Source organism: Ruegeria sp. PrR005, assembly GCF_010500245.1.
Classification (GTDB): Bacteria; Pseudomonadota; Alphaproteobacteria; order Rhodobacterales; family Rhodobacteraceae; genus Ruegeria_B; species Ruegeria_B marisflavi.
In genome coordinates, this window is record NZ_JAAGOX010000005.1 from 19,653 (window position 1) to 43,153 (window position 23,501).

The 23,501-nt window shown below is 63.1% G+C and carries 24 protein-coding genes; 14 read left to right on the top strand and 10 right to left on the bottom strand.

The genetic code is table 11. The features are described 5' to 3' along the window. Positions 1-52: 52 nt before the first annotated feature. Both G0P99_RS03600 and G0P99_RS03605 read right to left on the bottom strand, forming a co-directional pair. The gene (locus G0P99_RS03600) at positions 53-523 is read right to left on the bottom strand and encodes a MaoC family dehydratase (RefSeq protein WP_164127807.1); all 471 of its coding nucleotides are present in this window, start codon (positions 521-523) and stop codon (positions 53-55) included. Positions 524-533: 10 nt separating this feature from the next. Continuing rightward, the gene (locus G0P99_RS03605) at positions 534-1,358 is read right to left on the bottom strand and encodes an enoyl-CoA hydratase-related protein (protein WP_164127809.1); all 825 of its coding nucleotides are present in this window, start codon (positions 1,356-1,358) and stop codon (positions 534-536) included. A gap of 56 nt (positions 1,359-1,414) precedes the next feature. Here G0P99_RS03605 and G0P99_RS03610 point away from each other — a divergent pair, with 56 nt between their 5' ends. Further along, positions 1,415-2,071 carry a histidine phosphatase family protein gene (locus G0P99_RS03610; RefSeq protein WP_164127811.1) on the top strand — a complete coding sequence of 219 codons (657 nt, stop codon included), beginning with the start codon at positions 1,415-1,417 and terminating at the stop codon, positions 2,069-2,071. A 5-nt stretch (positions 2,072-2,076) separates the two neighbouring features. On the opposite strand, the gene G0P99_RS03615 is transcribed toward G0P99_RS03610, so the two are convergent. Continuing rightward, entirely contained in the window at positions 2,077-3,072 is a 996-nt protein-coding gene (locus G0P99_RS03615) for an NADPH:quinone oxidoreductase family protein (protein WP_164127813.1), read from the bottom strand. Positions 3,073-3,210: 138 nt separating this feature from the next. On the opposite strand from G0P99_RS03615, the gene G0P99_RS03620 reads away from it, so the two are divergent. Genes G0P99_RS03620 through G0P99_RS03655 form a run of 8 tightly spaced genes read left to right on the top strand, consistent with a single transcriptional unit; the run spans position 3,211 to position 10,768 of the window. Then, positions 3,211-4,368, top strand: coding sequence for an acyl-CoA dehydrogenase family protein (locus G0P99_RS03620; protein WP_164127815.1), 1,158 nt, complete (start codon positions 3,211-3,213; stop codon positions 4,366-4,368). Between the two features lie 5 nt (positions 4,369-4,373). Continuing rightward, a complete protein-coding gene (locus G0P99_RS03625) occupies positions 4,374-5,489 on the top strand; it encodes an acyl-CoA dehydrogenase family protein (protein WP_203582959.1) in 1,116 nt (371 codons plus the stop codon). Positions 5,490-5,498: 9 nt separating this feature from the next. Continuing rightward, positions 5,499-6,317 carry an SDR family NAD(P)-dependent oxidoreductase gene (locus tag G0P99_RS03630; RefSeq protein ID WP_164127816.1) on the top strand — a complete coding sequence of 273 codons (819 nt, stop codon included), beginning with the start codon at positions 5,499-5,501 and terminating at the stop codon, positions 6,315-6,317. 10 nt (positions 6,318-6,327) lie between these two features. Further along, positions 6,328-7,257: an SDR family NAD(P)-dependent oxidoreductase gene (locus G0P99_RS03635; RefSeq protein ID WP_164127818.1), complete on the top strand. Its 930-nt coding sequence runs from the start codon at positions 6,328-6,330 to the stop codon at positions 7,255-7,257. Between the two features lie 13 nt (positions 7,258-7,270). After that, the gene (locus G0P99_RS03640; RefSeq protein WP_164127820.1) at positions 7,271-8,278 is read left to right on the top strand and encodes a nitronate monooxygenase family protein; all 1,008 of its coding nucleotides are present in this window, start codon (positions 7,271-7,273) and stop codon (positions 8,276-8,278) included. 3 nt (positions 8,279-8,281) lie between these two features. Continuing rightward, positions 8,282-8,932, top strand: a complete 651-nt coding sequence (locus tag G0P99_RS03645; RefSeq protein WP_164127822.1) for a histidine phosphatase family protein — start codon at positions 8,282-8,284, stop codon at positions 8,930-8,932. 10 nt (positions 8,933-8,942) lie between these two features. Next, positions 8,943-9,971, top strand: a complete 1,029-nt coding sequence (locus tag G0P99_RS03650) for a phosphotransferase (protein WP_164127824.1) — start codon at positions 8,943-8,945, stop codon at positions 9,969-9,971. A gap of 17 nt (positions 9,972-9,988) precedes the next feature. Then, entirely contained in the window at positions 9,989-10,768 is a 780-nt protein-coding gene (locus tag G0P99_RS03655) for an IclR family transcriptional regulator (protein WP_164127826.1), read from the top strand. Here G0P99_RS03655 and G0P99_RS03660 read toward each other — a convergent pair. Genes G0P99_RS03660 through G0P99_RS03670 form a run of 3 tightly spaced genes read right to left on the bottom strand, consistent with a single transcriptional unit; the run spans position 10,765 to position 12,703 of the window. Next, a complete protein-coding gene (locus tag G0P99_RS03660) occupies positions 10,765-11,367 on the bottom strand; it encodes a 2-hydroxychromene-2-carboxylate isomerase (protein WP_164127827.1) in 603 nt (200 codons plus the stop codon). The genes G0P99_RS03655 and G0P99_RS03660 overlap by 4 nt on opposite strands. Then, a complete protein-coding gene (locus tag G0P99_RS03665; RefSeq protein WP_164127829.1) occupies positions 11,367-12,101 on the bottom strand; it encodes an SDR family NAD(P)-dependent oxidoreductase in 735 nt (244 codons plus the stop codon). The genes G0P99_RS03660 and G0P99_RS03665 overlap by 1 nt, the downstream gene beginning before the upstream one ends. Next, positions 12,098-12,703, bottom strand: coding sequence for a glutathione S-transferase family protein (locus tag G0P99_RS03670; RefSeq protein ID WP_164127832.1), 606 nt, complete (start codon positions 12,701-12,703; stop codon positions 12,098-12,100). Before G0P99_RS03670 ends, G0P99_RS03665 begins: the two co-directional genes overlap by 4 nt. Before the next feature lie 165 nt (positions 12,704-12,868). Between G0P99_RS03670 and G0P99_RS03675 the strand changes: the two genes are divergently transcribed. From G0P99_RS03675 to G0P99_RS03690, 4 genes are all read left to right on the top strand, one after another. Beyond that, a complete protein-coding gene (locus G0P99_RS03675) occupies positions 12,869-13,609 on the top strand; it encodes an enoyl-CoA hydratase/isomerase family protein (RefSeq protein WP_370462692.1) in 741 nt (246 codons plus the stop codon). Between the two features lie 79 nt (positions 13,610-13,688). Beyond that, positions 13,689-14,921, top strand: a complete 1,233-nt coding sequence (locus G0P99_RS03680) for a serine hydrolase (RefSeq protein WP_164127834.1) — start codon at positions 13,689-13,691, stop codon at positions 14,919-14,921. Beyond that, positions 14,921-16,876 (top strand): acetoacetate--CoA ligase, encoded by a 1,956-nt coding sequence (locus G0P99_RS03685; protein WP_164127836.1) that lies wholly within the window; start codon positions 14,921-14,923, stop codon positions 16,874-16,876. Before G0P99_RS03680 ends, G0P99_RS03685 begins: the two co-directional genes overlap by 1 nt. 15 nt (positions 16,877-16,891) lie before the next feature. Then, a complete protein-coding gene (locus tag G0P99_RS03690; RefSeq protein WP_164127838.1) occupies positions 16,892-17,761 on the top strand; it encodes an acyl-CoA thioesterase II in 870 nt (289 codons plus the stop codon). Here G0P99_RS03690 and G0P99_RS03695 read toward each other — a convergent pair. The 3 genes from G0P99_RS03695 to G0P99_RS03705 form a co-directional block, all read right to left on the bottom strand. Then, a complete protein-coding gene (locus G0P99_RS03695) occupies positions 17,758-18,528 on the bottom strand; it encodes an SDR family oxidoreductase (protein WP_164127840.1) in 771 nt (256 codons plus the stop codon). The genes G0P99_RS03690 and G0P99_RS03695 overlap by 4 nt on opposite strands. Before the next feature lie 136 nt (positions 18,529-18,664). Then, positions 18,665-20,416, bottom strand: a complete 1,752-nt coding sequence (locus tag G0P99_RS03700; protein WP_164127842.1) for a SulP family inorganic anion transporter — start codon at positions 20,414-20,416, stop codon at positions 18,665-18,667. Positions 20,417-20,562: 146 nt separating this feature from the next. Next, positions 20,563-21,789, bottom strand: coding sequence for an acyl-CoA dehydrogenase (locus tag G0P99_RS03705; protein WP_164127844.1), 1,227 nt, complete (start codon positions 21,787-21,789; stop codon positions 20,563-20,565). Positions 21,790-21,886: 97 nt separating this feature from the next. Between G0P99_RS03705 and G0P99_RS03710 the strand changes: the two genes are divergently transcribed. Then, positions 21,887-22,798, top strand: coding sequence for a LysR family transcriptional regulator (locus G0P99_RS03710; protein WP_164127847.1), 912 nt, complete (start codon positions 21,887-21,889; stop codon positions 22,796-22,798). Positions 22,799-22,803: 5 nt separating this feature from the next. Here G0P99_RS03710 and phoB read toward each other — a convergent pair whose 3' ends face one another. After that, positions 22,804-23,493, bottom strand: coding sequence for a phosphate regulon transcriptional regulator PhoB (gene phoB / locus G0P99_RS03715; protein ID WP_164127849.1), 690 nt, complete (start codon positions 23,491-23,493; stop codon positions 22,804-22,806). Positions 23,494-23,501: the final 8 nt, after the last annotated feature.

Below are 23,501 nucleotides of genomic sequence, written 5' to 3' on the forward strand. Positions count from 1 at the left end.
CCCATACCGGTGAAACTTCGCTTATTCGAACAGGTTGGTTCCTCGATACATATCAGTCAGCGAAGATGCTGAGGCCCAGCCAATCGGCCACCAGCGCCGGTGTCTTCTCGCCGTCGATTTCGATTGTCAGCGCATGTTCGCGCAACAGCTCGGTTGCCGATCGCTGGCGCACGTCCTTCAGGACGAACCGCCCGCGCAGGCGGGATCCGGCGGGGACAGGAGCAAGGAACCTGAGCTTGTTGAAGCCATAGTTGATGCCCATGACCTGTCCGGGTTGTTCGGGCAGCACGTCATAGACGAAGCGGCTGGCCAGGGACAGGGTCAGAAACCCGTGCGCGATGGCGCCGCCAAAGGGGGTCTGTGCGGCGGCCCGGTCCGGGTCGACATGGATCCACTGGTCGTCATGCGTCACCTCTGCAAAACGATCGATCATCTCTTGGTCGACAGTAATCCAGTTCGACACGCCGACTTCTGTGCCGATTTTCTCCTGTTCGGTGGCAAGTGCCCGAGCGAGTGCTGACATTTCTCTTTCCTCAACGTCCCGTGAAAATTGGCTTGCGCTTTTCCATGAAGGCGCGTGCGCCTTCGGCGTGATCCGCGCTTTGCAGCGTTCGGATCATCCGGTCCGCCTCCATCTCCATGGATGCTTGCAGATCGGTTGCCCGCGCGCGATTGTGGTTTTCCTTCATGTAGCGCAGAGCCATTGGCGCAAAACCGGCAATCTCGGCGGCAAGGGTTTCGGCTGTTTGCTGCAAATCGGAATCGGCAACGATCCGGTTCGCAAGACCAAGCGCCAGCGCATCCTCGGCGCCGATCCTGCGGTTGGTGAAGTAAATCTCTTTGGCGCGCGACGGGCCAACCAACTGGCTGAGCAGCCAGGTTCCGCCAAAATCCCCGGACAGACCTATCGCACCGAAGGCTGGTAGAAGAAAGGCACTGTCAGCCATCACCCGCAGGTCGCAGGCCAGCGCCAGAGACATTCCGGCCCCTGCCGCAGCACCGGGCAGGGCCGCGATTGTCGGTTTGCCAAAGTTGTAGAGACGCAGCCCCACGGTTTCCTGAGCATGGCGCAAACGGCGGATCATGGCATCGGTATCGGGCGCCGCGCCGCCCGCCAGGGCGCCGCCCATGCTGGACACATCACCCCCGGCACAAAAGGCGTCAGCCGTGCCGGTCAGGATCAGGACCCTGACCTCGGGATCGAGGTCGAGCGCCAGAAACAGCTCTGACAGGGCGTCGGTCATGTTGCCAGACATGGCGTTGCGCTTTTCCGGGTTGTTCAGTGTGATCGTCGCGACATGGCTCGACACCTCGCACAGAACCAGGGGGCTGCCCGTTTCGATTTTCCGACCGGTCATTGCAATTCCTTTCCGTCTGGGGTCACCATTGGCGCAAATGTGGAAGCGAGGCGCGGATGACCCGGGAATATCGTCAATCTGTCTATATGCCGCCGCGGGGCGCGGCGGATCTTTTGCTGATCCGGCACGGTGAAAGCCGCGCCGCGCGCCCGGGCGAGGCGTTTCCCACGGTCGACGGGCATGGCGACCCGGAACTGCACCCCAATGGCGAAGCGCAGGCGCGCGCCGTCGGCGAGCGGCTGAAGTCCGAACCCTTGGCGGCGATCTATGTTACCACGCTGCGCCGCACCCATCAGACGGCCGCCCCGCTGGCAGGGCATCTGAACCTGCAACCAATTGTCGAGCCGGACCTTCGGGAGGTTTTCCTGGGCGACTGGGATACAGGTGAGTACCGGATCCGGGCCGCGCATGGCGATCCAGTGATCCAGCGCGCCCATGATAGGCAGGAATGGGGCGAAATCCCCGGGGCCGAGACCACCGCGCAACTGCATGCGCGGGTGCGGTCGGGGCTGTTGCGTATTGCGGCGCGCCACGCCGACCAGCGGGTCGCGGTGTTCGTGCATGGCGGCGTCATCGGCGCGGCGCTTGCCATGGCCTGCGAAGCTCAGGCGTTTGCCTTTAACGGCGCGCATAACGGGTCCATCAGCCGCCTTGTGATACATGGTGAGCGGATGGCTGTCCGGGGGTTCAACGACATTTCGCATCTGGGGTGATCCGGTCAGCCCATCGTTATGACGACCTTGCCCAGAACCTTTCGGTCCTGCATCATCTCCAGCGCTTCAGCCGCCTGTTCCAACGGAAACCGGGCGCTGATGCGCGGTTTGATCCGACCCTCGGCATAGAGGCGGAACAGGTCGGCCATGTTCTCGGCGTGGCCCTTTGGTTCGCGAAACACCGAGGCACCCCAGAACACGCCAACGATCTGGCAGCCTTTTAGCAAGGTCAGGTTCAACGGGATGTTCGGGATGCCGGCGGGAAAGCCCACCACCAGGTAACGACCCTTCCATGCCATCGCCCGCAGGCAGGGTTCGGCATAGGCGCCACCCACCGCGTCATAGACCACATCGACCCCGTCGCCCCCGGCCAGTTTCTTGATCTCGGCCGACAGCGCCTTTTGCCCGTCGCGGTCCAGCTCGCGTGGGTAAACCAGCGTCTCGTCGGCACCGATCTGGCGGCAGAATTCGGCCTTCTCCTCGGACGAGACGGCGGCGATCACCCGCGCGCCAGCAGCCTTGCCCAGCTCGATGGCAGCCGCACCGACGCCGCCCGCGGCCCCCAGGATCAGCAGCGTCTCACCCGGTTGCAGCGCCGCGCGATCCTTGAGTGCGTGATGCGAGGTACCATAGGTGAAGATGAAACAGGCGGCATCCTCATAGGGCATCGCATCGGGGATCCTGACCGCGACGTTGGCCTTGACTGTCAGATGGGTGGCAAAGCCGCCATGCCCGGTCAGTGCCAGCACCCGGTCGCCGGGCGCATAGCCGCTGACACCTTCGCCCACCGCCAGAACCTCTCCCGCGATCTCGCCGCCGGGGGCAAAGGGGCGGGGCGGCTTCATTTGGTAGAGGTCGCGGATCATCAGCGTATCGGGAAAGTTCACCCCCGCAGCATGGACACGCACCAGCAGCTCTCCCTTGCCGGGCGTGGGGTCAGGCAGTTCGGTCAGTTCCAGCGTTTCGGGGCCGCCCACGGCGGTGCTCAGCATGGCTTTCATATCGGTCTTTCTCCCTGTTGCGGTCGCGTGCGTACCGCGATTTGACGTCAAGTCTTTGGCCCGCCCCCTTGGTTGTCAACCGGATATCGAAATGCAATTCTGCTGTGCAAAACAGATATCGGTATATGGGGAGGAGACATGGCCGAAGAGGATAGGGCGATTGCCGCCTTCCGCGACGAGCTGCGCGCCTGGCTGGAGGCGAATTGCCCCGCAGAAATGCGCGATGGCCGCAATGACGAGGCTAGCATCTGCTGGGGCGGCAAGAACTGGAACTTTACGTCAGAAGCGCAGCGTACCTGGCTGCAACGTTGCGTCAGCAAAGGGTACACGGTGCCGACCTGGCCCATCGAGTATGGCGGCGCCGGGCTGAGCCGGGATCAGGAGAAGGTGTTCCACCAGGAAATGCACCGCCTGAACGCGCGCTATCCGCTGCAAAGCTTTGGCATCTGGATGCTGGGACCGGCGCTTTTGCATTTCGGAACGCATGAGCAGAAGCTGCATTACCTGCCGCCTATCGCACGTGGCGAAATCCGCTGGTGTCAGGGCTATTCCGAACCGGTCGCGGGATCGGATCTGGCAAATGTGCAAAGCCGGGCAGAGGACAAGGGTGATCACTGGCTGGTCAACGGGCAGAAGATCTGGACCTCATACGCCGATCAGGCCGACTGGATCTTTGCGCTGCTGCGCACCGACCGCGAGGCGCCCAAGCACAAGGGCATTTCCTTCATCCTGCTTGACATGACCAGCCCGGGCGTGACCACGCGACCGATCAAGCTGATCTCGGGCGCGTCGCCGTTTTGCGAGACCTTCTTTGACGATGTGCAGGTTCCGCGTGAACAGGTGGTGGGCGAGGTCAATCGCGGCTGGGACGTGGCCAAATACCTGCTGACGCATGAGCGCGAGATGATCTCGGCCGCTGGCGGCACCATGGGCTCGGGCCGGGCGCTTGGCGCCGTGCTGGCCGACAGCGGCAGCACCGACACGGTGCTGCGCGCCGATGCGATGCGGGCCGAGGTCGACGGGCTGGCCGTGGCGCTGACACTGGAGCGCTACAAGGATCAGGCCGATGCCGGGCAGGGCGCGGGCGATGCCTCGGCCATGCTGAAATACATGGGAACCGAGTTGAACAAGCGCAATCTGGAACTGGTGATGGCGGCGGGTGGCTCTGACGCGCTGATCTGGGAGGACGGGCGCGCGCCCAACTGGTTGAGGACCAAGGCCAATTCGATCGAGGGTGGCACCTCCGAGGTGATGCTGTCGATCATTTCCAAACGCGTTCTTGGGCTTCCGGGGTAAGGTAGATGGCAAAACTGGTACGTACAGAAGAAGAGGTCATGCTGGCCGATGCCGCGCGCGGCTTTCTGGATCAGGCCGCCCCGGCGGCGCATCTGCGCAGGCTGCGCGACAGCGGGCAGACGCAGGACCGGGCGCTCTGGTCGGAAATGGCCGCGATGGGCTGGGCCGGGGTGCTGGTCCCCGAAGAGGCCGGTGGCAGCGACATGGGCCATGCTGCCGCCTGTGCGCTGGCCGGTGAGATGGGCAAGACGCTGGTCGCCTCGCCGTTTCTGTCCACGGCGGTGATCGCGGCCACCGCGCTGCGGCAGGTGTCGGATGCCCGCGCGGGCCAGGCGTTGGCCCGGATCGCCAGCGGAGAGGTCACCTATGCACTGGCGATTGATGAGGGCGCCAAGTTCGCCCCCGAGGCAACACAGATGCAGGCGCGGGCCGAGGGCAACGGGTTCCGCCTAAACGGCGAAAAACGGTTTGTCGTGGACGGCGCCAATGCCAAGCGCCTGCTGGTGCTGGCGCGGACCGATGCGGGACTGACCCTGTTCGACCTGCCCGCTGACCGCGACGGCATCATCCGCGAGGGGCAGGCGATGATCGACAGCCGTGACGCGGCGCGGATCGCGTTTGCCGATGTCGTCGCCACGGGTGAGGATGTACTGGGTCAGGTCGATGACGCGATGACTGTACTGGCCCCCGCGCTGCGCGCCGGTCAGGCGGCACTGGCCGCCGAGATGGCCGGGCTGGCCGCAGGTGCCTTTGGCATGACCGTCGAATATCTCAAGGAACGCAAGCAGTTCGGGGTGCCGATTGGCGCGTTTCAGGCCCTGCAACACCGCGCCGCGCATCTGTGGTGTGAATGCGAGGTGACCGCCTCGGCCATCCTGAACGCGGGCCGGATGCTGGACGAGGACCCCGACAACGCAGCGTTGGCCGTGTCGCTGGCCAAGGCGCGCGCAACTGACACCGCGCAGCGCGCGGTGCAGGAGGGTGTGCAGATGCATGGCGGTATCGGCATGACCGACGCATTCGACATGGGCTTCTACATGAAACGCGCCCGGGTCGGGGCCGAATGGCTGGGCGACTATGGCTATCACGCAAATATCGTCGCGCAAGCACGCGGATTTTAAGGATTTATCATGACACCTGAGATACTGTTTTCCCTGCACGGAAAGACCGCGCTGGTCACCGGCGGCGCCACTGGCATTGGGCGCATGGCAGCCGAGGCGCTGCTCCGCGCGGGGGCGCGCGTTCTGATCGCCTCGCGCAAGGGCGAGGCCTGCGAGGCGGTGGCCGCCGAGCTGAACGCTCTTGATGCCCCGGGTATGGCCGAGGGGTTCGCGGGCGACGTGGGCAGCAAAGAGGGCATCGATGCGCTGGCTGCGGAGGTAAAGAGTCGCACCGAAACCCTTGATATCCTGATGAACAACTCTGGCGTCACCTGGGGTGCGCCGATGGGTCAGTTCCCGCATGAAGCCTGGGAAAAGGTGATGTCGGTCAATGTGGCCGGTGTCTTTGACCTGACCCAGAAGCTGTTGCCGATGCTGATGAAAAGCGGCTCGGTCGATGATCCGGCTCGGGTGATCAATGTGGGCTCGGTCATGGGCGAGGTGCCGATGGGCGATGGCGCCTATAGCTATGCGGCCTCCAAGGCGGCGGTGATCCATCTGACCAAGATCATGGGCAAGGAGCTGGCGCCCTATGCGGTGACGGTCAACGCGCTGGCGCCGGGGCCGTTCGTGTCTCGGATGACCGCATTCGCCACCGCTGACGAGGAGAAACGCGCCAAGGTCGGCAGCGACGTGCCGCTGCGCCGGGTGGGCCGGGACGAGGATATCGCTGGTTGCATGCTGTTTCTCTGCGGGCGTGGCGGGGCCTATGTCACCGGCGCGGTGATCCCGGTTTCGGGCGGCATCAACGTGATGACCGGCCCTAATATCTTTGAAAAGGCGTTGTAAGGGGGCGGGGATGGACATTCGTTTCGACGGACGGGTGGCGATCGTCACCGGATCGGGCGCCGGTCTGGGCCGCGCCCATGCGCTGGGCCTGGCCGCGCGCGGCGCCAGGGTGGTGATCAACGATCTGGGGGCGGCGACCGACGGCACCGGTGCCTCCTCCGACGCCGCGCAGGCGGTGGTCGAGGAGATCCGCGTCCTGGGGGGCGAGGCCATCGCGCACGGGGCCGATGTGGCGGACGAGGCGCAGGTGGCGGACATGGTCGCTCAGACCATGTCCCAATGGGGCCGCGTCGATATCGTGGTCAACAACGCCGGCATCCTGCGCGACAAGAGCTTTGCCAAGATGAGCATGGGCGATTTCCGCAAGGTGATCGACGTGCATCTGATCGGCAGCGCCAATGTGGCCCATGCCTGTTGGTCGATCATGCGAGAACAGGGGTACGGGCGGGTTGTGTTCACCTCCTCCGCCTCTGGGCTTTACGGCAATTTCGGGCAGGCCAACTATGGCGCGGCCAAGGCCGCCATGATGGGCCTGATGAACGTGCTACATATCGAAGGCGCGCGCGACAATATCCGCGTCAACTGTCTGGCGCCGACGGCCGCGACGCGGATGACCGAGGCGCTGATCCCCGAACAGGCACTGGCGCTGCTGGCGCCGGAAACGATCACGCCCGGCCTGCTCTATTTGGTGAGCGAGGACGCGCCCTCGCGCGTGATCCTTTGCGCCGGGGCGGGCTGTTACGCGCAGACCCGTGTGTTCGAGACCGAAGGCATCCTGCTGGAAGGCGACGCCAACACGCCCGAAGAGATCGCCGCCCGTTTTGCAGCGGTGCAGGACGAAGAGGCCAAGCGCGAGTTGACCGACGCGTTCAGCCAGACCCGAAAATACGCCCGCAAGGCCGCCGAGGCGCGCGGCATCGACCTGCCCTGGGGAGCATGAGAAAGTGAAAGACATGACCTGGACCCGTGACGAAAACCATCTGCCGCCTGCTCTGCGCGGCCTGCGCATCCCGCTGATCGGCTCGCCGCTTTTCATCATCTCGGTGCCCGATCTGGTGATCGCGCAATGCAAGGCGGGCATCGTGGGGTCATTCCCGGCGCTCAATGCGCGCGAAGGCGAAGGCGAGGGCGAGCCGCCGCTGCTGGAGGCTTGGCTGAAACGCATCACCGAGGAACTGGACCGCCATAACCAGGACAACCCCGACCGCCCGGCGGCGCCTTTTGCGGTGAACCAGATCGTGCACCGCTCGAACGGACGGCTGGAGCGGGATCTGGAGATCTGTAGCCGCTGGAACGTGCCGATCTGGATCACCTCGCTTGGTGCGAGGGTGGAGGTGAACGAGGCCGCCCACAGCTGCGGCGGCGTAGTGCTGCATGACGTGATCAACAACACATTTGCCAAGAAGGCCATTGAAAAAGGCGCCGACGGGCTGATCGCCGTGGCGGCGGGGGCCGGGGGGCACGCCGGGCAGCAATCGCCACTGGCACTGATCCGCGAGATCCGGTCGTGGTTCAACGGGCCGCTGGCTCTGTCGGGCGCCATCGCCTGTGGCGAAAGCCTGCTGGCCGCCCGTGCGATGGGGGCCGACTTCGGCTATATGGGCTCGCCCTTCATCGCCACGAATGAGGCCAATGCGCAACCCGAGTACAAGCAGATGATCGTCGACAGCACCGCCGAGGATATAGTCTATTCCTCGCTCTTTACCGGGGTGCATGGCAACTACCTGAAGAAATCGGTGGAACGCGCCGGGATGGACCCCGACAACCTGCCTTCGGCCGATGCCAGTTCGATGAATTTCAGCCAGGGGTCCTCCAAGCCCAAGGCGTGGAAAGAGATCTGGGGCTCGGGCCAGGGCGTGGGCGATGTGCACCAGATTGTGCCGGTGGGTGATCTGGTGGACCGGATCGACCGCGAGTATCGCGCGGCGGGCGCCCGGCTTGCCGCCGAGTTCCCCGGCTGAGCCATGGCGGAACTGATCGTTATCCGCCATGCGCAGGCCTCGTTCGGGTCGGACGACTATGACCGGCTGAGCGAGTTGGGCCATCGCCAGTCGGAACTGGTGGGGGCCGCGCTGCGCGAGACGGGCTGGGTGCCCGACCGGCTGGTCACCGGCACGCTGACGCGACAGAAAGAGACCCTGCGCGGCATGGGGTTCACGGATGTGCCCGAGGAACACGCGGGCTGGAACGAATACGATTTCCACGACCTGTTGCGGGTGAAATTCGGCGGCACCATCCCCGATCTGGTACAGCAGGACCGCAAGACGCATTTCCGCACCCTGCGGGATGTTTTGCGCGAATGGCAGGGCGGCGGGGTTGCGGGCGCGCGCGAAAGCTGGGCCCAGTTCACCACCCGGATCGAGGCCGCGCGCCAGGCTGCCACCCGCGCGGGTGCCGAACGGGTGCTGGTGATCAGCTCGGGCGGGGCCATCGGACAGTTGACCGCCGCCGCGCTGAGCGCGCCGCCCGAACAGATGATCGCGCTGAACCTGCAAGTGAAGAACACCGCCATGTCGCGCTTCATCTTTACCCAGCGCGCGTTCTTTTTGCATGAATTCAACGCCACCCCGCATTTTGCCCAACCGGCCCATGCGGATATGCTGAGCTATAGTTGAGGGACAGGATATGAGCGACACGACCCAAAGCCTCGACCTGAGCGCCGTTGATGCCTATCTGCGCGACCACCTGCCGGGCTATGCCGGGCCGCTGGAGGCGAAGAAATTCGACGTTGGCCAATCGAACCCGACCTTTCTGCTGAAAACACCCGCGCGCAATTATGTGCTGCGGCGCAAGCCACCGGGAGTCTTGCTCAAATCCGCCCATGCAGTGGATCGCGAGTTCCGGGTGCAAAGCGCGCTGGCGGGCACGGATGTGCCGGTGCCGCGCATGTATCTGCTCTGCGAGGATGACGCGGTGATCGGTTCGGCCTTTTACGTGATGGAGCATCTGGACGGGCGCAATTTCTACGAACCCACGATGGAGGGCGAGACCAATGCCACCCGCACCGCTGTCATCGACGAGATGAACCGGGTGCTGGCAGCGCTGCATTCGGTCGACATCGACGCAGTGGGCCTGTCCGATTACGGCCCGCCGGGAAACTACTTCGAACGACAGCTCTCGCGCTGGACCAAGCAGTATCGCGCCTCGGAAACCGACACTATCGCCGATATGGACGCGTTAATCGATGCGCTGGGGCAGGAGATGCCCGAGGATGACGGCCAGCGCACGCTGGTGCATGGCGATTACCGGATCGACAACATGATGTTCGAAAAGGGCGGCACCCGCTGTCTGGGCGTACTGGATTGGGAGCTGTCGACCATCGGCCATCCCTATGCCGACCTGGCCGCCGTGATCATGCAATGGCAGATGCCGCCGGGCAAAGAGGGGCGCGGGCTGGCAGGGGTCGACCGTGCCGCGCTGGGCCTGCCCACGGATGCCGAGTTCATCGCCGCCTATTGCGCGCGGCGCGGGATCGGCGGGATCGACCGGTTCGGCTTCTACCTTGCCTTCAACTTCTTCCGCATGGCCGCGATCATCCAGGGCGTCTACAAACGCGCGCTCGACGGCAATGCGTCAAACCCCGAACGCGCCCGGAGGCTGGGCCAGTATGTGGCGGTGTTTGCGCAAAACGGGTTGAGGGCGCTGCGCGGGTGAGCGGGCAGGGCGGTGATATGGACGGTCTGACCGAGAGCAAGGACCGCAACTTTGTCATCGCGCTGGCGCGGGGGCTGGATGTGCTGCGCAGCTTTCGACCCGGCGAGGTGCTGCTGACCAATACCGACCTCTCCGAGCGGACCGGCCTGCCCAAACCCACCGTCTCGCGCCTGACCTATACGCTGTGCCAGTTGGGTTATCTGGTGCAGGATCGTGAAACCGGCGCCTACCGGCTGGGCGTGGGCGTGCTGCAACTGGGCATGGGTGTGCTGGCGGGCATGGATATCTGCGACCGCGCCGCCGAGGTGCTGCGCGGCCTGCGCGCAGGTGCCAACCCCTATATCACCGCCGCATTGGGAGAGGCGCACAGGGCCGAAGCGGTCTATGTCGCGGTCTCGCGGTCGCGCGAGAACGTCTCGCTCAGCATGCATGTCGGTTCGCGCCTGCCCTTGTTCCGCTCTGCCATGGGGCGCGCCATTCTGGCGGGTATGACCGAGGAAGATCGGAGCGCGGCAATTCAGGCTGGTGCGCGGGACACGGGTCAACAGATTGCAGCGCTGGAGGCTGAAGCCCGCAACGCAGTCGAACAGTACAGAGCGCGTGGCTATTGCTCCGGCTATGGAGACTGGCGCGCCGATGTGAATGCCATCGCTGTGCCGGTGGTCTCGCTGGGCGGCAGCCGGGTGCACGGCCTCAACGTGGGCGGCCCCAGCTTTCATGTCACGGTCGAGGAACTGGAAAACACCTATGCACCACTGCTGATCGCGGCCGGGAAGGCACTGGGCCTTACTCCCTAGCCGGTCTTTTCCAGCTCGAACTCCAGGTCCGGTAGCGAGTCCTTGCCAAAAAAAAGCTCGTCGTTCAGCAACATGGAGGGCGCGCCAAACACGCCGCGTTCCACCGCCCCTGCCGTTGCGTCGACCAGCGCCTGCTTGATCTCTGGCGTCTCGACCGCCTCCAGCGTGCGCCGCACAGGCAGGCCGCTCTCGCGCAGCACCTCTTCGAACACATGCCGTTCGGAAAGGTTCTGGCCATGCACCCACATCGCATTAAACATGGCATCCATATAGCTGTTTTCCCAATCTTTTCCGCGCGCAAATATTGCTCCGCGCATGGGCAGAAGCGTATTCACCGGAAAATGCGGGTTCATGTGGAACACCAGATCATGACGACGCACGAAGCGTTGCAGTTCCAGCGCCTGATAGGTCAGCTTGTGGCGGACACGCGAAAACGCCTCCATCGGGGACTGGTTGTTTGTGGCCTTGAAGATACCGCCCAACAAAACCGGAGAGGGTCGTACGATGGCGCCGTGACGCGCGGCCAGAGCGGGCAGGACCCGATGCACGAGATAGGCATTCGGACTTCCAAAATCATAAATGAACTCAATTTCTTGCATTAAAATCTTTCTCCAAAGGGCCGCAGGTCCATCTCGAAACTCCAGGCGTCCAGTGTCTGTTGGTGCAACATCCAATAAGCCTCGGCCACCGAATCCGGCGACATCAGCGTGTCTGGCGGCAATGTATCAGGGTCGCGGCCTGCCTGCTGCATCCGTTCGCGGACAAACGCAGTATCGACGCCTGCGTCGATGACCAAATGCGCGACATGGATGTTCTTAGGCCCAAGCTCCTTGGCTATGCTCTGGGCCAAGGCCCGCAGCCCGGCTTTGCCGGCCGCAAAGGCCGCGAACCCCGGATTGCCGCGCAGCGAGGCACTGGCACCGGTAAAAAAGATGCTGCCTCGGCCCCGCGGAACCATATGACGGGCTGCTTCTCTCCCGGTCAGAAAACCGGCAAAACAGGCCATTTCCCAGACCTTGCGGAACACCCGCGCAGTGGTTTCCTGGATGGGAAACCGGACGTTGCCGCCCACGTTGAAGATCACGACCTCGATAGGGCCGGCCTCGCGCTCGACCCGGGCGAAGAGGTCCACGACACTGTCCTCGTCCCGTGCATCCATGGCATAGCCAAGGGCTCGGCCGCCTTCGGCCTCGATACCCTCGACAAGCGGGATCAGCTTGTCTCCATTCCGTCGCCCGAGACAGACTGTGAAACCGCCACGCGCAAACCTGCGCGCGATGGCGGCACCGATATAGTCGCCAGCGCCAACGATCAGGGCGACGCGGGCGGTCACAGGGACATGGCCTTTTGCAAGGCGGGCCGGGCCAGCAACCGGTCGACATAGGGTTGCAGGTTGGGTTTGTCGGCGAAATCGCCCCCCAGCCGGCCAGAGGTGATCACCGCATGCCCGGTCATGATATCGGCACCCGAAAACGCTCCCGCCAGATACTCTCTGCCCTCCATGTGCCTATCCACCGCGGCGAGCATCTGATTGAGAAGTTTCACCGCACGCTTCACATTCACCTCGTTGCGCCGGTCTGGCGGCAACAGAACCGTTTCCACCACGATCGTGTTGATCGGAGGCATCAACATGCCTTCGCAGAAATGAAGCCATTGCAGGTAGTTGGGAAACTCGGCTGAACCTGATTCAAGACGCAGGCGGCCTTGGCCGTGTCGGGCCAGCACGTATTCGACAATTGCGCCGGATTCGTGAATGGTCACGTCGCCATCGGCAAGGACCGGCACGCGTCCCAAAGGGTGAATCCGGCGGTACTCGGGGCTGCGCATGGCCGGATCGCCCAGAGTGAACCTTTCCAGGTCATAGTCCAACCCCAGTTCCTCAAGAAGCCAGGCGATGCGGACCGCGCGTGTGTCCGGAGCGAAAAAGAGCTTCATGTTCGACCCTTCCGTGTGAACCTTCCAAACGCTAGGGACCGCCCATCCCGGGTGTCAACATCTCTGGTTGTGACGTTGCGCATCTTGTGTGGGGGGAGCTGGGTTTGTTACTCGACGATTGGGGCGCGCAGCGACTAGGCTCGACCGTAAGCGAGGGAGGACAGTGTGAGCGAAATTCTTTTGAACATGCACGAGGGCGGGCTGGCGGAACTGGTATTGAACCGGGCGCCGGTCAATGCCCTGAGCGCGCCGTTCCTGACCGCGTTTGCCGCGACCATCGCTAAGCTGGAGCAGGATGACACGGTGCGGGCCATCGTCCTGACCAGCCCGTTCAAGGTTTTGTCCGCGGGCCTCGACCTCAAGGAAGCGCAGCATTTCGACATTCCTCAGCAGCACGCCATCGTCAAGGGGCTGAACGAGGGGTTCCTGGCGCTCTTTGCCTGTTCAAAACCCACGGTCTGCGCCGTCAACGGTGCGGCGATCGCAGGTGGACTGTTCTTTGTGCTGGGCAGCGATCTGCGCGTTGTATCGCCGAGGGCGCGGCTTGGATTGGCCGAGGTGCGGGTGGGCGCTGATTTCCCGGTTGGCCCCATGGAGATTGCCCGCGCAACCCTGTCGCCCGACTTGCTGCGCCGGCTGATGCTGACGGGTCAGCCCATCGACGCGCAAACCGCGCATGCGGCCGGTATAGCCGACGTGCTGGACGATGACGTCCACACGCGCGCCCTGGCCGAGGCACGGGCACTGGCTCAGATCCCGCCAGTTACCTATGCCAAGGTCAAACAACAGATCCGAGGTGCGACTATCGCACTGATCGGGAATGAGATCGCGGCGGGCGGCAACGCGCCTGAAGGTGGCTGGTTCAACGCGGAAACGCGGGGTGCAATGCAGGCGATGATCGGGTGATGCGTATTCCTACGTACTTTTCTCGGGCGCGGGCACGGGGGACACTCCGGCCGAGGCGCAGCCAGAGGAGAACATGTAGATGACCAGCCCGATTTCACGCAAACTTGACACAACGCGGCTGGGGCGCATCGGCGAATGGATGCAGCGCTATGTCGATCAACGCAAGTATGCCGGCAGTTCCGTTCTGATCAGCCAGTCGGGCGAAGAGGTGTATTTTCACGCAGCAGGTCTGCGCAGCGCCGAAAACGGCCTGCCGTTCCAGCGCGACACGATTGCGCGGATCTATTCGATGACCAAGCCTGTCACCTCGCTTGCGGTGATGATGCTGGCGGAACGGGGGTTGTTTCACCTCGACGCGCCGGTGTCCCAGTTCATCCCGTCCTTCTCCGACATGCGGGCGCTGGTGCCCGGCGCCGAGCGGATCGACCAGACGGAACGGGCGGCAGCGCCGACGCTGCACCAACTGCTGACCCATACGTCGGGGCTCAGCTATCCGTTCAACCCCGGTGTGCTGGCCCGCGCGATGGAGGAACAGGACCTCCTCTTCAAACCCGATCAGGGGTCGCTGGCGGATATGTGCAACCAGGTCGCGGCGCTGCCGTTGGCCTTTCAGCCCGGAACCCGCTGGGAATACTCGGTGGCCATCGACATTCTGGGTCGCGTGGTCGAAGTGGTCTCGGGCCGATCGCTGGCGGAGTTCTTTGAACAGGAGATCTTTGCCCCCCTTGGGATGACGGAAACCGGATTTTCTGTACCAGCCAGGGCAGGGGACCGGTTCGCGTCGCTTTATACGCCACTTGCGGGTGATGCCATGGCGCTGAATGCCGCCAAAGCGGGGGGCGAGACCCTGCGCCTGGTCGATCAGGCCGGGCAATCGCCCTTTGAGGCGGCAACGATGTTTTCCGGGGGCGGCGGATTGGTGGGCACCATCGACGACTACCGTCGGTTTGCAGAGATGTTGCGCCGCGGGGGCGACGTGGATGGTCAGCGCCTTATCGGGCCCGCGACGCTGGACTTCATGATGAGTAACCATCTGCCGGGCGATATCGCCGCGATGGGACCGCAGAGCTTTGCCGAACAGCCTATGGAGGGCATGGGCTTTGGCCTGGGCGGCGCCGTTGTGCTGGATCCGGGCCGCGCACGAACCCCCGGATCCGTCGGCGATTTCAGCTGGGGCGGCATGGCCTCGACCTTCTTCTGGCTCGACCGGGTGCATGATATCACGGTTGTATTCTTCACACAGCTTTCGCCATCGAGTTCCTATCCCTCACGATCCGAGCTTAAGGCGTTGATCCATGGAGCACTGATCTGATGTCCGACCCCAGGCCCATCCTCTGGAAACCCACGAGAGACCGCGCCGAGCAAAGCCGCATGGCCGCGTTTCAGAGATGGTTGAAGTCGGAAAAGGGCCTGGAATTCGACGATTACAATGCGCTCTGGATGTGGAGCGTTAGTGATCTTGACGGGTTCTGGACCGCGATCCGGGATTACTTCGATTTGCCCTTTTCCGGCGGATCGGGCGTGGTTCTGGCGGAGCGAAAGATGCCGGGCGCGGAATGGTTTCCAGGGGTACGGACCAATTTCGCCCGCCAGATGCTGCGCAGCGCCGAAACCCGGTCCGATGAGGTGGCGCTGATCGTGCAGTCGGAGACCTTTGGCCGCTGCGAACTGACCTGGGCCGAGCTGGCCCATCACGTAGCCAGCGTTGCGACCCATCTGCGCGCCATGGGTGTGGGGCAGGGTGATCGGGTGGTCGCCGTCCTGCCCAACACCGAAACCGCCACCATCGCCTTTCTCGCCTGTGCCAGCATCGGTGCGATCTGGTCCCTTTGCGCCCCGGACATGGGGCATGTGGCCATCCTGGACCGGTTCCGCCAGATCGAACCCAAGGTTCTTATCGCGCAGGACGGCTATGTGCATGCGGGCAAGCTGGTCGACCGGCGCGCCGCGTTGGACACCATCCGCGCGGGCCTCGACACGCTGGAACACACGGTGCTGATCCCGGTGGCGGGTGGACTGGGCGATGATGTAACCGCATGGTCCAACCTGACGGACACAAGGGCCGAACTGAGCTTTGCCGAACTGCCCTTCGATCATCCGCTATGGATCGTCTATTCCTCGGGCACGACCGGCAACCCCAAACCCATCGTCCACGGGCATGGCGGCATCCTTCTGGAAGGTGCCAAACAATCGTTGCATCAGGATCTGAAAGCGGGCGACAGGTTCTCCTGGCTGACATCGTCAGGCTGGATCATGTGGAACGTGCAATTCGTGGCGTTGGGGCAGGGTGCGACCGTGTTCCTGTTCGACGGTGCCGCCAATTATCCCGACATGTTAGAGGTCTGGCGTTGTGTTGCACGGGAACGGCTGACCAATTTCGGTGTCGGCGCGGCGTTTGTAACGTTGTGTGTCAAGGCAGGCATACGCCCACGCGACGAGTTGGACCTGAGCGCGCTCAAGGCGCTTGGCACCACCGGGTCGCCGCTGACCGCCGATGGCTATGAATGGGTCTACGATGCCATCGACCCGGATATCTGGCTGGCGCCGATCTCGGGCGGGACCGACCTCTGCGGGGCCTTCGTGGGGGGCAACCCGATGTTGCCGGTGCGCGCGGGCGAGATGCAATGCCGTTACCTGGGCAATGCGGTTCGCAGCTTTGATCCGGAAGGCAATGAAATTATTGGTGAAGTCGGAGAGCTTGTCTGTACCGAACCGCTTCCCTCGATGCCACTCTATTTCTGGGGCGATACTGACGGCAGTCGGTTGTTTGAGAGTTATTTCGACACTTATCCCGGTATCTGGCGGCATGGCGACTGGATCGAGATCACTCCCGAAGGCGGATCAGTGATCTACGGCCGGTCCGACGCCACCATCAACCGCAAGGGGCTGCGGTTGGGCTCTTCCGAGATTTACCGCGCGGTCGAAAGCCTGCCCGAGGTCTTCGACAGTCTCGTCGTCGATCTGGAGTTCCTTGGCCGCGACAGTTTCATGCCGCTCTTTGTCGTTCCGGCCCCGGGCGTAGAATTGGACGACGACCTGAAAGCCAAGATCAACACCGCCATCCGCGAGGCGGTGTCGCCGCGTTTCATCCCGAATGACATCATAGAAATCAAGGAAGTGCCGCGCACCCTGTCAGGAAAGAAACTGGAAGTGCCCGTTAAAAAACTGCTATTGGGCGGTGATCCCGCAAAGATGGTCAACCGGGACGCGATGGCAAACCCGGAAAGCTTCGAGTTCTTTACCACTTATGCGGCGCAACGAACGTAAAGATACGAGATGTCCATGACCGAAGCCGAACGCCAGTTGCTGGACTTGCTCGATGTCGAGCGTCTGGAAACCGATTTGTTTCGGGGAACAGGGTCGGGGGGTGAGACACCCACGCGCATCTATGGCGGACAGGTGATCGCCCAAGCGCTGGCCGCGGCCTACCGGACGGTGGAGGACAGGCTGTGTCACTCACTGCACGCCTATTTCATCCGGCCCGGAGACCCAAGCATTCCCGTTATCTATCAAGTCGATAGGGCGCGGGATGGAGGCTCTTTTACCACCCGGCGCGTGGTGGCGATCCAGCATGGACGGCAAATCCTGAACCTGTCCGCCTCGTTTCATGCCGGTGACGCCGGATGGGATCACCAGCACCCGATGCCCGAGATTGACGGCCCGGCTGCGCATCCCACGCGCCAGACCCTGCAAGAGCGCTTCATCGACCGCATCCCCGAGAAGCACAGGGCCGAGTTCACCCGGCCAAGGCCCATCGAAATCCGCGAAGTCGAGCCGCGGGACATGTTCGAGCCGATCCCGACGGATGACCGCCACTATCTGTGGTTTCGCATGGGCGCCGCCGCCGGGGCCGATCCGGCGACCCAGCATCTGCTTTTGGCCTATGCCTCGGACATGGGGCTGTTGGGCTCCGGCCTGCGCCCGCACGGGCTCAGTTGGTACACACGCCAGGTCAATGGCGCGAGCCTGGATCATGCGATGTGGTTTCACGCGCCGATCCGGTTCGAAAACTGGCATCTTTATGCAATGGACAGCCCCTGGACCGGTGCGGGCCGCAGCTTCAACCGCGGCAAGGTCTATGCCGAGGATGGCACTCTGGTGGCCAGCGTCGCCCAAGAGGGCCTGATGCGGCGCTTGCAGCCCAGGGATTAAAGCTTGCCGCCGAACTGCCGGTTCAACTTGCGCATTCCGCCCAACCAACGGTCATAATCCGCTGTTTTCATTCGGATATAATCCAGGACCTGTGGATGCGGCAGCACCAGGAAACGGCGTTCACGAATGGCTTCGATACAGGCCTGCGCCACGTCCGAAGGCTCCAGCATTCCATCCAGCGCCGCAACAGACTCCTCATGCCCACGTGTCATTTCCGAGCGCACTGCCTGCGGGCACAGGACCGAAACCCCGATGCCCTGATCGCCATAGGTCATCGCCAGCCATTCCGCCAAACCGACCGAGGCATGTTTGGTCACTCCATATGGCGCGGCGCCGACCTGGTTGAGCAGGCCCGCAGCCGAGGCGGTGTTGAGAAGGTAGCCACCACCGCGCGCAATCATGCGCGGCACCACATGGCGCGCGGCCCAGACCTGTGACATGACGTTGATGTCCCAGATCCGCTGCCAATCCTCGTTGGGCGTCTCGATACCGCCGATGGTCAGGATACCCGCGTTGGAGCAAAAGAGGTCGATCGGGCCGACCTCGCGTTCGACAGTGTCGATCAGCCGGGCAATGTCATCTTCTTTGCTGACATCGCAGGCAAAGGCGACACCGCCGATCTCATCGGCTACTTGCTGCGCGCCAACCAGGTTTCTGTCAGCACAGACGACAGATTTTGCGCCTTCGGCCGCAAGACGCACGGCAAGACCACGTCCGATGCCACTGGCGGCACCTGTCACGACGACAATCCGGTCTTTCAACTCCATATCAGGTCCTTACAATGGCAGATGTTCACTGCAATCGTATGAATTCCATCGGGAATAAGCCAATCCTTTGTCGCCATGTGACGTCCAGACAGGCATAAGTATTCACCATAATACCGATTATGAGATTAATCGATACTCAAGCCGTCTTGGCGCTCCTGGACCGCAAATGATCAAAAGCTTCAAACTGGGACAGGAAAACCTGCCCTGTCATCTCTTGCAGGAAATGACTGCGCTTCAGCCGGTCCATCACCGGACCTTTGACTTCGGACAGATGCAGCGTGACCCCCAGATCGCGCAGCCGCTGGTTGATGGCCTCCAGCGATTCCAACGCGCTGAAATCCACTTCGTTCACAGCCGAGAACATCAAGATGACATGGCGGATCGTGTTCCGGTCGCGCAGGACGCGTTCGACAACCATATCCTCCATCCGCCGGGCGTTGGCGAAATACAGGCTTTCGTCGATCCGCAGCGTCAGCACATGCGGGTCAGTCAGCACATGATGGCGCAGGATGTTGCGGAAATGCTGGCTGCCGGGCACCTGCCCCACCTCGGCGACATGCGGGCGCGAGGTTTTCCAGACAAAGAGCAACAGCGAGACAACGACACCGCTTGCAACTCCGGTTTCGACACCGGCGGTCAGGGTCAGCGCAATTGTGGTGAACACCGCCGCAAAATCCGCCCGCGAATAGCTCCAGGCGCGGGTCAGGATCGACAGATCCACCAACGACAGCACCGCCACTATGATCGTGGCTGCCAACGTCGCCTTGGGCAGGAAATACAAAAGCGGCGTCAGGAACATCGCGGCCACCAGCAGCCCAACAGCGGTAAAGGCGCCCGCCGCGGGCGTTTCGGCGCCGGCATCGAAATTCACCACCGAACGGGCAAAGCCGCCGGTGACCGGATAGCCGCCCGACAAGGCCGATGACATGTTGGCGGCGCCAAGGGCGATCAACTCCTGGTTCGGGTCGATCCGCTGTTTCTTCTTGGCGGCCAGGGTTTGCGCCACGGATACGGATTCCACATATCCGATGACAGACAGCAACAGCGCCGGACCGGCCAGCGCCGGGATCAGCGACCATGCCTCCCACGGAACGCCGACGGGTGGCAATCCGGTCGGCACGGTCCCCACCACCGCCACGCCCCAGGATTGCAAATCCAGCGCCCAGGTCACCAGAGTGGTTCCGATCACCGCAAAGATCGGCCCAATCCGCGCCAATGTGGCCGCCAGATGCCGCGACAGGCCGAAATGGCGCTGCAAGGCCGCCGCCATGCCCTTGCGCACCCAAAACAGAAAACCCAGCGCGGCAAGGCCTATGATCAGGGTTGCGGGATTGGTCTCGCCCAAATGGGCAAAAAGATCGGACAGAAGCCCGGGCAAGCTATGGCCCTGCACCGACACGCCCAGGATATGCTTGAGCTGGCTCGCGGCGATCAACAGACCCGATGCCGTTATGAACCCGGCAATCACCGGATGGCTGAGGAAATTCGCAACGACCCCCAGCCGGAAAAAACCCATGCCCAGCAGCATCGCGCCGGACAGCAAGGCCAGCATGCCCGCTGCGGTCACGTACTCCGTGACACTTTGCAAACCCAGCGGCGCCAGCGCCGACGCGGTCATCAGCGACACCACGGCCACCGGCCCAACCGCCAGCGCCCGGCTGGTCCCGAACACGGCATAGGCCACCAGCGGCAGGATCGAGGCATAAAGCCCAACCTCGGCCGGAAGCCCCGCAAGCAAGGCATAGGCCAGCGATTGCGGAATCAACATGACGGTCACGATCACCGCCGCGATCAGATCACCGCTCAGCTCCACACGGCCATAGCGCCGGCCCCAGTCCAGAATGGGCAGATATCGGGCCGATCCCGCGATTACGCTCTTGAAGGTCATACAGGTCCCCTGCCCCCGGATCTCCGGCGAGTCACATCATATTCATTTAATCTTATATGAATAATTTCATTCAGATGTGAAGGGCTTTGCACAGAAAAACAGCGCGGACCGTGGCCCGCGCTCTCGAATGCCAGATTGGCGAAGGATCAGAAGAATGCCTGCAACCCGGTCTGCGCCCGGCCCAGGATCAGGGCGTGGACATCATGGGTGCCTTCATAGGTATTCACCGTCTCCAGGTTCACCATGTGCCGGATCACCTGGAATTCCAGGCTGATGCCGTTGCCGCCATGCATGTCGCGCGCGTGGCGCGCGATTTCCAGCGCCTTGCCGCAGTTGTTGCGCTTGATGATCGAGATCATCTCGGGCGCGGCCTTGGCCTCGTCCATCAGGCGTCCGACGCGCAGGCTGGCTTGCATGCCAAGCGCGATCTCGGTCTGCATATTGGCCAGTTTCAACTGAAACAGCTGGGTCTGGGCCAGCGGGCGGTTGAACTGCTTGCGGTCCAGACCGTATTGGCGCGCGGCGTGCCAGCAGCATTCCGCCGCTCCCATCGCACCCCAGCTGATGCCGTAGCGGGCGCGGTTCAGACAGCCGAACGGGCCTTTCAGGCCGGACACATGCGGCAACAGCGCCTCTTCGCCCACTTCGACGCCGTCCATGACGATCTCGCCGGTGATCGAGGCGCGCAGCGACATCTTGTTCTCGATCTTGGGCGCACTCAGCCCCTTCATGCCTTTTTCCAGGATGAAGCCGCGGATCTTGCCGTCATGCGCCTCGGACTTGGCCCAGACAACAAATACATCGGCGATCGGCGCGTTCGAAATCCACATCTTGGTGCCGGTCAGTTTGTACCCGCTCTCGGTCTTGACCGCGCGGGTCTTCATGCTGGCGGGGTCCGACCCGGCATCGGGCTCGGTCAGGCCGAAACAGCCGATCCATTCGCCACTGGCGAGCTTGGGCAGGTATTTCATGCGCTGCTCTTCGCTGCCATAAGCATAGATCGGGTACATCACCAGCGAGCTTTGAACCGACATCATCGAGCGATAGCCGCTATCGACCCGCTCGACCTCGCGCGCCACCAGACCATAGGCCACGTAACCTGCACCGATGCCGCCATAAGCTTCGGGAATTGTGGTGCCCAGCAGGCCCATCTCGCCCATCTCACGGAAGATTTCGGGATCTGTCACCTCGTTCTGGAACGCGGCGGTAACGCGCGGTTGCAGCTTTTCCTGCGCATAGGCGCGGGCCGCGTCGGCGATCATGCGTTCGTCCTCAGACAGCTGGTCGGTCAGGCGGAACGGATCCTCCCAGTCGAAACCACCCAGATCGGGTTTGTCCTTGTCACGCAGGCTGGGCTTGGCAACGGTATCCATCGGGAAACTCCTGATTTGCGGTTTGGGGGCAACATACCTTTCCGGAATGGCAAAAAACAGCGAGACTTTGGCACATTTTCATGAGTAAAACGCATACATGATCGCGCCCAGACGTTTTCTCCCTTCCATTTCATCGCTTCGCGCACTCGAAGCGCTGGACCGGCTCGGCTCGGCCTCGGCCGTGGCCGAGGAACTGTCGCTGACCCAGAGCGCGGTAAGCCGCCAGCTCCAGACGCTGGAAACCCAGATGGGGGTCGAACTGATCCAGCGTGACCGAAAGCGGCTGTCGCTGACGCCCGCAGCGCAGGACTATGTGACCGAGATCCGCGAGGCGCTGAACCGCATCGCGCAGGCTTCGCTGCGGTTGCAGGTCACGCCGGTTGGCGGCACCGTGAACCTGGCCATCCTGCCGACCTTCGGGATGCGCTGGTTGATGCCGCGCCTGCCCGAATTTGCACGGCTGCATCCTGATATCACCATCAACATGTCCACCCGGCTGCGCCCGTTCAGCTTTGCTTCTGAACCCTTTGACGCGGCAATACATTTCGGCGAACCGGATTGGCCTGGCACGGACCGGTTGCTGCTCAAGGCGGAACGGGTGCTGCCGGTCTGCGCGCCCCAGCTATTGCCGCATGGCGCGCCAAGGTCGCCCGCCGACCTGCTGCGCCTGCCGCTTTTGCATATCCAGACCCGCCCACGCGCCTGGCAGCACTGGTTTGCCCAGATGGGCGTCGCCTATCCCGATCCCCTGCCCGGCACCCTTCATGACCAGTTCGCCACGATCAGCCAGGCGGCCTTGCACGGGTTGGGTGTGGCGCTCTTGCCGCAATATGTGGTGGAACAGGATCTGGCCACCGGGCGGCTGGTTGCCGCCTATCCCGATGCTGTCGAAACCGTCGGGGCCTATTATCTGGTCTGGCCCCGCGCCAAAGGCGCGGACCCGTCACTCAGAACTTTTCGACACTGGCTGGCCGGACAAGCGGAGCCCGAAGAGACCCTGCCGCGCTGAGCGGCTCAGCCCAAGGCGTAACCGGCACCGCGCACGGTGCGCAGCGGGTCGGCGCCGCCATATTGGGTCAGCGCCTTGCGCAGCCGCCCGATATGCACGTCGACGGTGCGGGTATCGACATAGATGTCGCGGCCCCAGACCCGGTCCAAAAGCTGTTCCCGGCTCCAGACCCGGCCGGGTTTTTCCATGAAAGTGGAAAGCAGCCGGAATTCGGTCGGGCCCAGTTTCAGCGGCTTGTTCGCCCGGCTCACCCGGTGCGTCTCCGAATCCAGCACGATATCCTCGTACTCCAGCCGCAGACCCACGGCCGAGGGCCGTACCCGCCGCAACTGCCCGCGCACTCGGGCCATCAGCTCGACCACGGAATAGGGTTTGACCACATAGTCATCGGCGCCGGTTTCCAGACCGCGTACCTTGTCCACTTCCTCGCTGCGCGCCGACAGCATGATCACCGGGATCGAACGGGTTTCGTTCCGGGTCTTCAGACGGCGGCACACCTCGATACCGCTCAGGTTCGGCATCATCCAGTCCAACACGATGATATCCGGCGCATCTTCGTCCACCAACAGCATGGCCTCTTCGCCGTCCTCGGCCTTGAGCACCCGGAACCCTTCGGCCTCCAGATTGTAGGCCAGCACCTCGCGCTGCGCCATCTCGTCCTCGACCACAAGCACGGTGGGTTGATCAGCCGACATTGCAGGAC